Source organism: Breznakiella homolactica (assembly GCF_016616095.2).
GTDB lineage: Bacteria > Spirochaetota > Spirochaetia > Treponematales > Breznakiellaceae > Breznakiella > Breznakiella homolactica.
Window position 1 is genome coordinate 1565822 of sequence record NZ_CP067089.2, and the last position, 12527, is coordinate 1578348.

Annotated in this window: 11 protein-coding genes; 8 read left to right on the forward strand and 3 right to left on the reverse strand. The window is 53.4% G+C overall.

Annotated features, from left to right (window positions below; all coding sequences use genetic code 11):
- Window positions 1–18: 18 nt before the first annotated feature.
- Together JFL75_RS07205 and JFL75_RS07210 are read right to left on the reverse strand one after the other, a co-directional pair.
- Window positions 19–870 carry an aldo/keto reductase gene (locus tag JFL75_RS07205; protein WP_215626003.1) on the reverse strand — a complete coding sequence of 284 codons (852 nt, stop codon included), beginning with the start codon at window positions 868–870 and terminating at the stop codon, window positions 19–21.
- Window positions 871–914: 44 nt separating this feature from the next.
- The gene (locus tag JFL75_RS07210; protein ID WP_215626004.1) at window positions 915–1076 is read right to left on the reverse strand and encodes a carboxymuconolactone decarboxylase family protein; all 162 of its coding nucleotides are present in this window, start codon (window positions 1074–1076) and stop codon (window positions 915–917) included.
- A 273-nt stretch (window positions 1077–1349) separates the two neighbouring features.
- On the opposite strand from JFL75_RS07210, the gene JFL75_RS07215 reads away from it, so the two are divergent.
- The 6 genes from JFL75_RS07215 (at window position 1350) to JFL75_RS07240 (ending at window position 9149) form a co-directional block, all read left to right on the forward strand.
- Window positions 1350–3284 carry an ABC-F family ATP-binding cassette domain-containing protein gene (locus JFL75_RS07215; protein WP_215626005.1) on the forward strand — a complete coding sequence of 645 codons (1935 nt, stop codon included), beginning with the start codon at window positions 1350–1352 and terminating at the stop codon, window positions 3282–3284.
- Window positions 3285–3533: 249 nt separating this feature from the next.
- Window positions 3534–4568 carry a LacI family DNA-binding transcriptional regulator gene (locus tag JFL75_RS07220; protein ID WP_215626006.1) on the forward strand — a complete coding sequence of 345 codons (1035 nt, stop codon included), beginning with the start codon at window positions 3534–3536 and terminating at the stop codon, window positions 4566–4568.
- A gap of 57 nt (window positions 4569–4625) precedes the next feature.
- Window positions 4626–5996, forward strand: a complete 1371-nt coding sequence (locus tag JFL75_RS07225; RefSeq protein ID WP_215626007.1) for an FAD-dependent oxidoreductase — start codon at window positions 4626–4628, stop codon at window positions 5994–5996.
- A gap of 57 nt (window positions 5997–6053) precedes the next feature.
- Window positions 6054–7367 carry an ABC transporter substrate-binding protein gene (locus JFL75_RS07230; protein ID WP_215626008.1) on the forward strand — a complete coding sequence of 438 codons (1314 nt, stop codon included), beginning with the start codon at window positions 6054–6056 and terminating at the stop codon, window positions 7365–7367.
- Window positions 7368–7453: 86 nt separating this feature from the next.
- Entirely contained in the window at window positions 7454–8308 is an 855-nt protein-coding gene (locus JFL75_RS07235; RefSeq protein ID WP_215626009.1) for a carbohydrate ABC transporter permease, read from the forward strand.
- Window positions 8298–9149, forward strand: coding sequence for a carbohydrate ABC transporter permease (locus tag JFL75_RS07240; RefSeq protein ID WP_215626010.1), 852 nt, complete (start codon window positions 8298–8300; stop codon window positions 9147–9149). Before JFL75_RS07235 ends, JFL75_RS07240 begins: the two co-directional genes overlap by 11 nt.
- 39 nt (window positions 9150–9188) lie before the next feature.
- Here the strand turns inward: JFL75_RS07240 and JFL75_RS07245 are convergent, their stop codons facing one another.
- The gene (locus JFL75_RS07245; protein ID WP_215628739.1) at window positions 9189–10118 is read right to left on the reverse strand and encodes an aldo/keto reductase; all 930 of its coding nucleotides are present in this window, start codon (window positions 10116–10118) and stop codon (window positions 9189–9191) included.
- A gap of 241 nt (window positions 10119–10359) precedes the next feature.
- Here JFL75_RS07245 and JFL75_RS07250 point away from each other — a divergent pair, with 241 nt between their 5' ends.
- Both JFL75_RS07250 and JFL75_RS07255 read left to right on the forward strand, forming a co-directional pair.
- Entirely contained in the window at window positions 10360–11034 is a 675-nt protein-coding gene (locus JFL75_RS07250) for a response regulator transcription factor (protein ID WP_215626011.1), read from the forward strand.
- Window positions 11021–12469: a sensor histidine kinase gene (locus JFL75_RS07255; RefSeq protein ID WP_215626012.1), complete on the forward strand. Its 1449-nt coding sequence runs from the start codon at window positions 11021–11023 to the stop codon at window positions 12467–12469. The genes JFL75_RS07250 and JFL75_RS07255 overlap by 14 nt, the downstream gene beginning before the upstream one ends.
- The last annotated feature ends 58 nt before the right edge of the window (window positions 12470–12527 follow it).

The window sequence follows — 12527 nt, forward strand, 5'->3', positions numbered from 1 at the left end:
ATTTATCCGCCATGGGTCCTATGTATCGAACTTTATGGTGCCCAGCATCGTAACGACCTCCGGGTCCCGGTGGGAGAAGAAGACACTCTCCCCGGTATCCAGGGCGGCTATTTTTTCCATATCCTCCGGGTTTAACTCAAAATCAAAGACCGAAAAGTTCTCGGCAATCCGTTCCTTGTGCACCGACTTGGGGATAACCACCACCTCCCGCTGAATGAGCCACCGGAGAATCACCTGGGCCGGGGATTTCTGGTATTTCGCGCCGATTGATGAAAGTACTTCATTGGTGAATATATTGTTCTGCCCCTCCGCGAAGGGACCCCAGGATTCAATCTGCACCCCGTTTTCCTTCATAAGTTTCGCGCTTTTAATCTGCTGGTTAAAGGGATGGGTTTCCACCTGGTTCACCATAGGGGCAATTTCGTTGTGCAGGATGAGGTCCACCAGGCGGTCGGGATAGAAATTGCTCACCCCGATAGCCCTGACCCGGCCTTCCTTGTACAGTTCTTCCATGGCCCGCCAGGAACCGTAGTAATCACCGAAGGGCTGGTGGATGAGGTAGAGGTCCAGGTAATCCAGGCCCAGCCGTTCCAGGGATTTATTGAAGGCTATCTTCGCTTTTTCATATCCCTGGTCCTGGACCCAGAGTTTGGTGGTGATGAACAATTCATCCCGGGGCACCCCGCTCCGTTTAATGGCCCGGCCCACGGCTTCCTCGTTTTTGTACGCCGCGGCGGTATCGATGGAACGGTAACCCGTTTCAAGGGCGTCCATCACCGCCTGCTCGCACTGGGCCGGGTCCTCAATCTGGTAAACCCCGAACCCGAGGACAGGCATTTTAATTCCGTTATGTAATGTCACATAGTTCATATTTATTCTCCCTTTTTATATTTTGTATGTTTGTTGTACCCTTGTTACTTTCTTTGCGCAAGGACTTCCCCGAGCACGGAAGCCGCATTGTCCCCCGCCTCCTTTCCGAGGGTATCCCCTATGGACTGTACAAGGCCGCGGAGCTGGGCTTCGGTGATGCCCGTGTTCAGGGCGATACCCATGTGCGCCCGGAGCTGTGGGTTCACCCCATCCAGCCCGGGGATTCTGCCTGTTCCGTTTTTCCGCCGGCGTGGAGCCCCGCGGAAAACATCAGGCCCGCCGTCATCATCAAAAGTATTTTCTTTTTCATACATGCCCCCTTTTGCCTGCGGCCCTGCGCCGGATGATTTATTCTGCCTTAAAAATCCCGAAGAATTGTGAAGAATCTGTGAAAGAACCGTGAGATTTCCATGAGAACGGGTATTCCTCGGGCACTTTATATCCCAGACAAAGCGAGACAAATCCGGTATACTCTTCCCATGAATCTGCTTTCCGTAAAGAATCTTTCCAGGAACGGCCGTGAAGAGCCGCTGTTTACCAACGCGAGTTTTACCCTTGATGAAGGGGAAAAGGCGGCGCTCATCGGGAAAAACGGCTCCGGAAAAAGCACCCTCCTTGCCTGTATCGCGGGGAACCTTGACCCCGGTGAAGGGGACATCATGTTTGCCAAGGACGCGGGGGTTTCATTCCTTCCTCAGAATCCGGTTTACAATCCCGCCCACACCATCCGGGAACATATATTCAAATCCGAAAGCGCCAAGCTCGGGGCAATCCGGAACTACGAGGATATCTGTGAACAGATGGCCGGACGGAGCGAGGCGGACATCACCGCGGGGCTGCGGGATAAACTTGACCGGGCCACCGAGGAAATGACCAAACGGAATCTCTGGGATTACGAAACCCATATCAAACAGATTCTGACCACCTTAGGGATAACAGGCATGGAACAAACCATGGGAACCCTTTCGGGGGGTATGGTAAAAAAGGTTGCCCTGGCCCAGGTGCTGATCGACGATACGAAGATTCTCCTTCTGGACGAGCCCACAAACCATCTGGACATCACCACCATCGCCTGGCTGGAGGACCACCTGCGCCTGACCGACCGGGGGGTATTGATGGTAACCCACGACCGGTACTTCCTTGATAATGTGTGTTCGTCAATTTATGAACTTGACCGGGCGCGGATAAAATCCTACGCGGGGAACTATTCCATCTACCTTGAAAAGAAGGCGGTGGAAGCGGAAATTGAGCAGAACACGGAACGGCGCATCGAGTCAGTGCTGCGGACCGAGCGGGAATGGCTCCTCCGGGGTCCCCAGGCGCGGGGTACCAAGGCTAAGGCCAGGGTCGACGCGGTCCACCGGATGATAAACCGGGACAAAATAAAAGAAGACAAGGATTTTGCCTTTGAGGTTTCCGGCCGCAGGCTGGGAGGGAAAATTCTTGAGCTTGAGCACATCTCGAAATCCTGGGAACCGGGCAAGCCGGTGATTGAGGATTTTTCCTACAGTTTCAAAAAGGGCGAACGTCTGGGCATCTTCGGGGCAAACGGCAGCGGGAAAACCACTCTGCTCAATATCCTCACCAATACCATTCCTCCGGATTCAGGAACCGTAAAGGCCGGGCAGAATACGGTGTTCGGATACTACCGGCAGAATATCGATATGGAACTGTCCGCTCCGGGCACGGAGGCGCCCACGGTGCTTGAGTATATCGAGGAAACCGCGGAGGTCATCACCATGAACAACGGCAAGACCCTCACCGCGGCCCGAATGCTGGAACAGTTCGGCTTTGAGGGGAAAATCCAGTATTCCCCGGTGACCGCCCTGTCCGGAGGTGAACGGAAACGGCTGTACCTGGTGCGGCTCCTCATGGCGAACCCGAACTTTCTGGTCCTGGATGAGCCCACCAACGATTTCGATATCTTCACCATGTCCATCCTGGAATCCTTTCTGGAATCCTACGCGGGCTGTTTGGTGATTGTTTCCCACGACCGCTGTTTCATGGACAAAACCGCGGACATGCTGCTCATCCTTGATAACGCCGGCGGCGTATCCGGTTTCGCGGGAAGCTGCACCGAATACCTGGAAGCCCGGAAAACCTTTGCCGCGGAACCAAAACCGGGCCAGCAACCGGCATCCCCAAAAGACGCCCCGCAAAAAACATCAGCGGAACCGCAGCAGTCAAACAAAAAACAAAAACGGACCTTCAAGGAGCAGAAGGAATTCGAAGCCCTGGAAAATGAGATAACCGCGTCGGAAAACCGCAGGAAGGAACTGGAGGCCCTGCTCTCCGGGGGCGAGACCGATTACAGTAAAATCGGCGGCCTCGGCGCGGAATATGCATCCCTCGGCACGGCCCTGGAAACGCAGTACGCGCGCTGGGAAGAGCTGGCGGAGCTGGAAAACTATTGAAGAAAAATCACATTACGGAACAGCCCCGGTTCATACACAGTGTTCCCGATTCCTTCCGGCTTTCCGCAGAAAATGCTTGACAGGGTAAAAAAACCGTTCAATAATTTCTTAAAACGTTTTAAATAACAGCCGTTCCTAAATACCAATCTGGGATGGCTGCCGATTAAAAACAGAGAGAGCCCGTTCTACACCATCCGATTCTAGAACTGGCTGACTGTGCTTAAAAAAGGTGTTTTCGGACAAGGGAAAATGGCAGTTACCATAAAGGATGTGGCAAAAATGGCGGGAGTCTCAATCAGTACCGTTTCCATGGTACTTAACGGCAATCCCGCGATAAAACTGGGAACCCGCAAAAAAGTGCTGGCCGTCATTGAACAGTGCAACTATAAACCAAACCAGAACGCCCGTTCCCTGGTAACCAAGTCCAATAAGATAATCGGGGTTATCCGGATGACCGATGAAGCCACCCCCGCTCCCCATATTTTCAATTCCACCGTGGATACCTACCTTAGTGAAATGCTCTGGGATATGGAAGCGGTGGCCCATGAAAAGGATTACAGCCTGATCCTGGACTGGCATGACATCAATGATACCAGAAAAATACTTCCCGGCATTGTGGATCCGAATAAGGTGGATGGGATTATCTGTGTGGGGGGAATTATCACCGATTCCTTCATTGACGCCCTCAGCAACAGCAAAATTCCCGTGGTACTCGTGGGAGCCCGGTCCGAAAAAATCGATTTCGTGGACGCGGATTCGGAAAAAGCCATATTTTTAACCACCAGTTACCTCATTGAAGCCGGAAACGGACGGATCGCCTTTATCAATAATATCGGAACATCCCAGAGCGCCAGCAGAAAACTGGCGGGATTTGAGAATGCCGTAAAGGACAGGCAGGTCAGAACCTGGATTACCTCCGCCCGCTTCAGCGGACAATCCGCCTACGATGCATTCGCGGAAATCTGGAAAACCAGTGACGAAAAACCCACTGCGGTGGTTTGTTCATCGGACTGCATAGCCATTGGGGTCATGCGCTACATGAACGATCATGGGCTGCGCTGCCCCGATGATATATCGGTCACCGGGTATGAGGACGGGCTGCTTTCTGAATACAGCATACCCGCCCTTTCAACTGCCCGCATTCATAAAGCCCGCATAGGTCTGGAAGCCTGCGAAGTACTTTTTAACCGCATCAGCAACCGAAGAGCCCGGCATGTAAGCCGCATCATTGAGCCTGAATTGGTTATCCGGGATTCCGTAAAAAGATTAAACCAGGGGAGCTGAGATTTTGTTAAAATAATGCCGATTTTTAAAACGTTTTAAATATATAGGAGAAAGGGTATGCATAAACATGCGGAATTTGAATGTGATGTGGCGGTCATAGGAGCCGGACCAGGCGGGTTGACCGCCGCGATTGCCGCTGCCCGGGAAGGGATGCAGGTAATCCTGGTGGAACGGACCGCGGTCCTGGGGGGCTGCGCTTCATCCGGTTTGGGAATCCTCGGCTATCTTGACGCTAAGGGCAGAAAAACCCTGGGCGGCATATCCTGGGAATACCTGGAAAAACTAAAAGAAATAGAGGGAACGATGATGCCTTCCCCCTGCCCGGTACACAACTCCATCACCCCCATATCTTCAGAAGCCTTTAAATGCCTGGCGGTGCGGATGTGCAAAGAAGCCGGGGTAAAGGTGCTGTTTAACTGCGACCTTACCGGAGTACAGGTGGAAAACGGAACGGTCAAAGCGGTGAGGGTATACGGGAAATGCACGGATATTGACATAAAGGCGAAGGTTTTTGTGGACGGCACCGGCGACGGGGATCTGGCCTATATGGCCGGCGCGGAATATGTACGCGGCCAGGACGGGACTGCCCTCATGCAGCCCTCGACCATGATGTTTTCCGTAACCGGCCACGATCTTGAGAAGTTTTACGCCTTCCTTGAAAAGAATCCTTCCGAACTGGGAATTAAAGAAAAATACGCCGAGGGATATGACCTCAACTTTTTCAGGACTGTCCCGGGACATTGCCTTATCGGCCTTACGGAGATGATAAAAAAAGCCCAGGCCGCGGGGGATATGGATGTCCCCAGGAACCAGTTTATCTACATCAAGACGGCAAGCGAAAAAATTCTCGCCATAAACACTTCCAGGATCATCAACATCGATGCTTCGGACCCCTTTGAGCTTTCCGCGGGAATTGAAGAAGGGTACCGGCAGGTAGAAGTTCTCATGGCATTCATGCGGAAGTACATTCCGGGGTTTGAACATGTGGCGCTGGCCAATATTTCATCCACCCTGGGAATCAGGGAGACCCGGCACTTCATCGGCAAAAAACGCTTGACCAGGGAGATGCTGCCCCAGTATATCAGCGGAGCTCCGGATGACACCGTCGCCCTCTGTTCCTACAACATAGATATCCATTCCGGGGACGGAGATTATATAGATCTTTACCGGGTAGAAGAACCCTTTGGTATCCCCTACGGATGCCTGGTTCCTGAAACCGTTAAAGGGCTCTTTCTGGCCGGACGGACCCTTTCAGTGGACGGCTACGTCTTTGCCGCTGCCCGGGTGATGGGTCCGCTCATTGCCTGCGCCGAGGCCATAGGCGTGGCGGCATCCATGGCGGTTAAGGAAAATCTGGATCCTGCGGAAATAGACGTGGCGGCGCTCCGGAAAACCCTTCTTAAAAATGGGGCGATCCTTACGGTTTAAACAGGTAAATTATTCTGAAGTTTTCAGAAGATTGAATTCGAGAAAGGAGAAAGAAGTATGAAAAAGACCCTGATGATTCTGTTGACGGCAGTCATGATCTCGGTGAATCTTTTTGCCGGCGGCTCAGGAGAAAAAAAGGAAGACTCCGGACAAAAGACCATACGCATGTGGACCTTCCTTGATCCCACCAAGACCGACGGCCGTTCGGTGGCGCTTAAACAAATTATTGACAACTTCGAAGCCGCTAATCCGGGAGTAACGGTAGTCGTGGAACCACAGAACTGGAGTACCATGACGGCGAAGTTCCTCGCCTCAGCGGCCAGTAAAACCGCTCCCGATGTGATCTGGTGTCTCCAGGACGAAATGGGGGGAGTCCTCAACGCGGGAGCCCTGGAACCCTTCGAGAATCTATTCCTGAAAAACTGGACCGCCGCCGAAATTGAGGACATCAGCGATGCCCAATGGGAATTCGCGGTCCGGGACGGCAAGCATTACCAGGTAACCCTGTCAAAGAACCTGATCGCCCTGCTCTACCGGGAAGACCTCTTCAAGCAGAACAACATACCGCTGCCCAGGACCTGGGATGAACTGTTCGCGGCGGCGCAGAAACTTACCGGCCGGGACTCCGCCACCGGCATCATGCGCTACGGCCTGGGACAGAGCTTTACCACGGAAAGCTCCGACGCCCAGATCATCGCCAATATGATTCTCGAAGAACAGGGCTCCCCCTTTGATAGAAACGGAAGAGCCAACTGGGCAAACGCGGCCGGAAGGAAGGCACTTGAACTGACGGTAAATACCATCAAGTCGGGGATCACCCCGGAGACGGCCCTTACCACTACGGTGGACGATGTGTTCCTGGAATTCGGCGCGGGGAAATACGCCATGATGCTTGGCGGCGCGGTGCGGGTACCCAATGTCAAAGCTACCGCATCCTTTGACCCCAACGCGGTACAGCTCATGCTCATCCCCAGTTTCAGCGGCACAAAGAATTCTCCCTCGGTGCTCACCGGCTGGTCCGTGGGGGTATGGTCGGGCAGCCCCGAAAAGGAACTGGCGGGCAAATTTGTGGAAGCCATGATAAGCCCCGAAAGCGACAAACTCTGGGTGCAGGTAGGCGGACAGGCTCCGGTCCGGAAGTCAACCACCAGGGCGCTGGAATCCTGGCTCAACGATCCGTCCAGGGCGTACCTCAAGGTCATGAGCGAAGGCTTTTCCACCGCCGGCTGGGCCCAGCCCACGGATACCTCCGTCGGGGGATGGAAATTCGACCTGAACCAGGCGGTGCAGAATGTGCTGGTAAACGGTATGAGTATTGATGACGCCCTTAAGGCTACTGCAAACCAGTTCAATTCCCGGAACGGGAAATAGGACACCTCGAAGTTGATTTCTATTCCATTTATATTTTAAAGAATAGAAATCAACTTCATGTTTATAAATATAGCGGGGGATATGCCATGAAGGGTAAAAACGGCTTTTTGTTAGTTCTTCCAGCGATGCTGCTGATTCTGTTCATCCTGGTTATCCCTCTGTTTTACGCATTCTATTGCAGTCTTTATAACCTGGATTACCTGGTAAAAGGACCTTTCCAGGGCTTGGGTAATTACCGGTACCTCCTGAACGATCCGGAGATAACGGGGTCCTTTATCCGCACCACCGTAATAACCATCCTGGCCGCGGGGGTATCCCTTATTCTGGGACTCGCCCTTGCCCTCTGGATAGACCGCCATACCGGGCCCTTTGCCTATGTCATAGAGATGATAGGCCTTGTGCCGTGGGTTATCTCCATGGTGGTGGGGGCGCTGCTCTGGCGCTGGATATTTACCACGGATCTGGGATTGATAGATCTTTTCTACGGCAAGCTTACCGGCAAACCCGCCCACGTTCTCAGCCGGGTACGGCCCGCCCAGATCCTGCTGACTTCGGTTCTGGCGTGGAGGACCGTCGGCTATTCCATGATTATGATTCTCGCAGGCCTCAAGGCACTATCCCCGGATCTGATAGAAGCGGCCCGCATCGACGGGGCGGGTCCCTGGCAGATCCTTATGAGGATAAAACTTCCGCTGATAAAGACACCGATGCTTGTTTCCAGCATTGTTCTTACCTTAAGTAACTTTACGAACAATACCGTCCCCATGGTACTTACCGCCGGCGGGCCGGGCTCGGCGACCAATGTGATTACCCTGCATGTGTACAAAATGAGCTTTACCTATTACCAATTTGGACGGTCGTCGGCTCTCTCCATATTGGTATTTCTCGTTACCCTGATCATGGTGGTCTTTTATACCAAGGCGGTAAAATATGATATCTAAGGCAAACACCAAGCATAGAGCCGTCCGTCTCCTTTTCGAAATTCTGATTCTTGTGGCAGTGGCGGTTATAAATCTGCTTCCGATTTATTGGGGTGTGGTCACCTCCCTTAAGAGTCCCCAGGATATTTCATCGTATCCGCCAAAGCTGGCCGGCTTCGATGTGGTATGGACCCATTACCGCCAGATCATGAACAGCGGTTTTCTCCAGAGCCTTCTGAACAGTGTCTTTTATTCGGGGTCTTCCATTATTGCCGGGGTTATCCTCGGTTACTTAGCGGGCTACGGTTTTCAGCGTACCCGTTTTCCGTTCCGGAAAATACTGTTTTACATAGTACTAGCGGGGATTCCCCTGTCGGTGGGTTCATCGGCGCTGCTCATCCCGAATTACCTGTATCTGATGAAGATAGGTTTAACCAACCGCTGGTTCACCCTGATAATACTCTATACGGCCTACAATCTGCCCATGGCTATCTGGATACTGCGCGGCGGGGTGGCTGGGGTGCCCATAGAAATTGAGGAAGCCGCGGCCATCGACGGCTGTTCCCGGTTTTACATTGTTTCCAGCCTCGTTCCCAAGATGATGACGCCCTCCATCGCTTCCTCGGCGCTGTTCATTTTTATCGGCGCCTGGAACGAGTTCATCGCCGCCGCGGTGATGATAGACAAGCCCGCACTGCGGTCGGTACAGCTTTCGATTTATTATTACCAGGGATTCTACGGCCGTGAATGGGGGCCCCTTACCGCCGCCGCGGTGGTGGCCATCATTCCCATACTCCTGGTGTTTTCCATCCTGGGAAGACTGATGGTATCGGGCATGACCGCCGGCGCGGTAAAGGAATGAACTGCCCCGGAGTAAGGGTAATCATCTTGGACAAACCGCTTATCGTCTTGCCCTGGCCTCAAGGTCTCTCATATCCGGTTCGGCCATGGGCCTGAATTCCTTGGCAACCCGGACGTCTTCCTCAAGAACCTGAATGTCGGAAATTCCTATTACCGCGGTGGACACCGGATACGATAAGACGTACGGAAGAAGCTGCCGGATGGTAAGGCCTCTGGTGATCAGATCCCCCCGGGCCACCACCTTCATGGCAATAACTCCAACGTTCTTTTCCCGGGCGATTCGAAAAAACCGGTCCAGATGTCCGGGATCGTCCATGACCTCTCCCGCGGCGTTAAGGGTAATAAGGGCACAGTCATAGGGATAATCTTCCAGGGCATCCGCGAGAACCCGGGACGAGTGGCCGGTAACGCCGAGGAACCGAACAGTCCCATCATCGCGGAGCTTTTCAAAAGCCTGGCGGGCGCTGTTTCTTCCCCGGAGCTGCCCGAGGGTTTGACTGTTGAGATAATGGTGCTGATACAGATCTATGCGATCAGTCTGGAGGCGCCGGAGACTTTGTTCAAAAAGCCGCATGGCGCCGTCATAAGTATAATCATGGCTTTTGGTGGCGAGAAAAACTTCGTCCCGCCGGTCCTTCATCACGTAACCGATATTGGTTTCACTTCCCCCTCCGCCGTACATGGCGGAAGTATCTATATAATTAACACCCAGGTCAATGGCCCTGTTTACGATCTGTACCGCCTCGTCCCGCCGCGAAGCCATGGAGGTGGTAAAGAGCCCGCCGAGCCCAAGAATGGTAACCGGAGCGCCGGTCTTTCCGAGGATCCTCGTGGGCAGCGTTCCTGTCCCGGCGGTGCCGCTCCGGGGCTCCGCGAAAACCTTGCCCGCGCCGGAGACCGCGAGGCCGACACCGGCGGCTGCCGCGGCAAACCCCTTGATAAACGTTCTTCGGTCAATTTTCGTCTCCATATTGTTCTCCTGATATTAATTAATATTTAAATATTTCAGTTTCTAGAGCTGCCATGGAATAAGTACACCATGGCAATTTGCACGGGTCAATATTTTTTCGGTTTTCTTCATAAAAGTTTCACAATTGTGAAATAATTGTAAGATTTACGCAAAAACGGTTTCCCTCCCGGTTCAGCCGGGCTATACTTGACGTGCGTTGATTTCAGGCTGAAGAACGCAACTTATATATAGAAGAAGAAACATGGCGAAACTACTTATTGTGGACGACGACATCCATATCCGCAAACTGGTGCTCACCTACGCAGAGCTGGAGGGCCTCCAGTGCGCCGAGGCGGCTTCCGGCAGGGAGGCCCTGGAAAAAATCAAGGCCGGAGATTTCGATCTGGTGATACTGGATATCATGATGCCCGGTATCGACGGTTTCGAGACTCTCGGGGAACTCCGCAAGCTCAGCCAGGTACCGGTAATCATGCTCACCTCCCGGGGAGAGGAAGGGGACAAACTCCTGGGCTTCAACCTGGGGGTGGATGATTACGTGGTGAAGCCCTTCAGTCCCAAAGAGCTTATGGCCAGGGCGGGCGCGGTAATTAAGCGGAGCAAGTCAAGCGTGAATGAAGAAATCCGTTTCGGAGACCTTTACATCAGCCCCGGCGCCCGGACGGTCCTGATCGGGGACCGCTCACTGAACCTGACCCCTAAGGAATTCGATCTTCTCCTCATCCTTGCCCAGAACGAGCGGCTGGTCCTCACCAGGGAACAGCTTCTGGAAAAGGTCTGGGAATATAACTACGTCGGGGACACCCGCACGGTTGATACCCATGTCAAATCTCTCCGGGAACACCTGGGTGAATACCGGAATCTGATTCAAACCGTCTGGGGGGTGGGATACAAATTTGAATACCATGAAGAAACCTGAACAAAGGGTCTTCCGGACCAGCATGGTCCTCCGGCTCTGGTTTTTTATGATGGCCCTGGTGCTGCTCAGCGTGGTCTTCATGTGGGTGGCCCAGATTTTTCTGCTGGAACGGAATTACATCTCCGCCACCATTGCTGAGGTTCAGAACCGCTTGGAGCCGGTGATGGAGGATTTAAAAACCGAAGACCTGGCAATGAACGCAAAACTCCTCCCCTATTTGAGCAAATCATCCAGCGGAAAAATAATGCTGGCTAATGCATCAGGCCAGTTATTAGTCATGTATACCTACGGCCATCCCATTGATTTGGCCGCGGCGGAAACCGAAACCCTGGTCTGGCCCATGGTGCAGCGGAGCGAGGAATTTCCCCAGCTTCTGCGGGGGGAATCCTACCAGAAAGTGTTCCGCATGGCGGATTCCCGGATCATGGCATTTGAGATGGGCATCCCCGCAACCTACGGTGGTGAGCCGGCCTTTGTCATTCTCCACCGGTCCCTTTACGAAATGTACACGGTGCTCCGTATCAACCGGGGCCAGCTTACGGTGCTGAGCATTATCCTTGCCCTGCTGGCGGCCCTGCTCGCGGCGCTGCTCACCTGGCGTTTTGTGAGGCCCATCCGTATCATCAAGGATACGGTTGACCGCCTTGCCAGGGGTGACTTGGATGCCGTTCCGAATATTACATTAAAGGATGAGATAGGCCAGCTTTCGTTTTCGGTGGAAGAACTGGGAATTGCACTCCAGCGGGTGGACGTTCTCCGGCAGGAGGTGATTGCCAACGTATCCCATGAACTCCGCTCCCCACTGGCGCTTATCACCGGCTACGCGGAGATGGTCCGGGACATCAACTGGAAGGATGAGGAAAAACGGAACGCCGACCTGAACCTTATCATCCAGGAAGCCCGGCGGATGAGCGAGATGGTGAGCGACATCATGGATTATTCCCAGTTCCAGGCAGGGTACATCAGCCTGAAAAAGGAATGGTACAGCCTCTGGGAAATTGTTGAGTCCGAGATTCTCCGGTGCGGCAAAACCGCAGCGGAATACCATATCCGTATCCTCCTGGAAAGTCCGGAGAGCGAAAGCCAGGTGTTTGTGGACGCCTTAAAGATAAGCCAGGTGATCCGAAATTTATTGTACAACGCAATCAACCACACGACCGGAGGAGACACGATAACCGTGACCGTGACGGAGCAGAACGGAGACTGGAAGGTAGCGGTAGCCAACCCGGGAGAGCCCATCCCCGAGGAAGACCGGACCCTCATCTGGGAACGGTACCAGCGCAGCCAGCACCAGGGAGGCCGCCGCCAGGGTACGGGTATCGGCCTTTCCATCGTCAGCACCATCCTCAAGGCGCACCGTATGGACTACGGGGTTGAGTACCGGGACGGACGGACGGTGTTCTGGTTTACCGCCCCAACACACACTGAATTGTGAATTTTTTATGAAGAAATCCCGGATTGCCTTGACCGACATCGGACTCCATGGGGTATTA

What these genes read in the sequence shown, in the direction of transcription:
- JFL75_RS07235 (WP_215626009.1), top strand. Translation starts at nt 7,454, where the DNA reads ATGAAGGGTAAAAACGGCTTTTTGTTAGTTCTTCCAGCGATGCTGCTG.
- JFL75_RS07225 (WP_215626007.1), top strand. Translation starts at nt 4,626, where the DNA reads ATGCATAAACATGCGGAATTTGAATGTGATGTGGCGGTCATAGGAGCC.
- JFL75_RS07245 (WP_215628739.1), bottom strand. Translation starts at nt 10,118, where the DNA reads ATGGAGACGAAAATTGACCGAAGAACGTTTATCAAGGGGTTTGCCGCG.
- JFL75_RS07255 (WP_215626012.1), top strand. Translation starts at nt 11,021, where the DNA reads ATGAAGAAACCTGAACAAAGGGTCTTCCGGACCAGCATGGTCCTCCGG.
- JFL75_RS07205 (WP_215626003.1), bottom strand. Translation starts at nt 870, where the DNA reads ATGAACTATGTGACATTACATAACGGAATTAAAATGCCTGTCCTCGGG.
- JFL75_RS07250 (WP_215626011.1), top strand. Translation starts at nt 10,360, where the DNA reads ATGGCGAAACTACTTATTGTGGACGACGACATCCATATCCGCAAACTG.
- JFL75_RS07240 (WP_215626010.1), top strand. Translation starts at nt 8,298, where the DNA reads ATGATATCTAAGGCAAACACCAAGCATAGAGCCGTCCGTCTCCTTTTC.
- JFL75_RS07230 (WP_215626008.1), top strand. Translation starts at nt 6,054, where the DNA reads ATGAAAAAGACCCTGATGATTCTGTTGACGGCAGTCATGATCTCGGTG.
- JFL75_RS07220 (WP_215626006.1), top strand. Translation starts at nt 3,534, where the DNA reads ATGGCAGTTACCATAAAGGATGTGGCAAAAATGGCGGGAGTCTCAATC.
- JFL75_RS07215 (WP_215626005.1), top strand. Translation starts at nt 1,350, where the DNA reads ATGAATCTGCTTTCCGTAAAGAATCTTTCCAGGAACGGCCGTGAAGAG.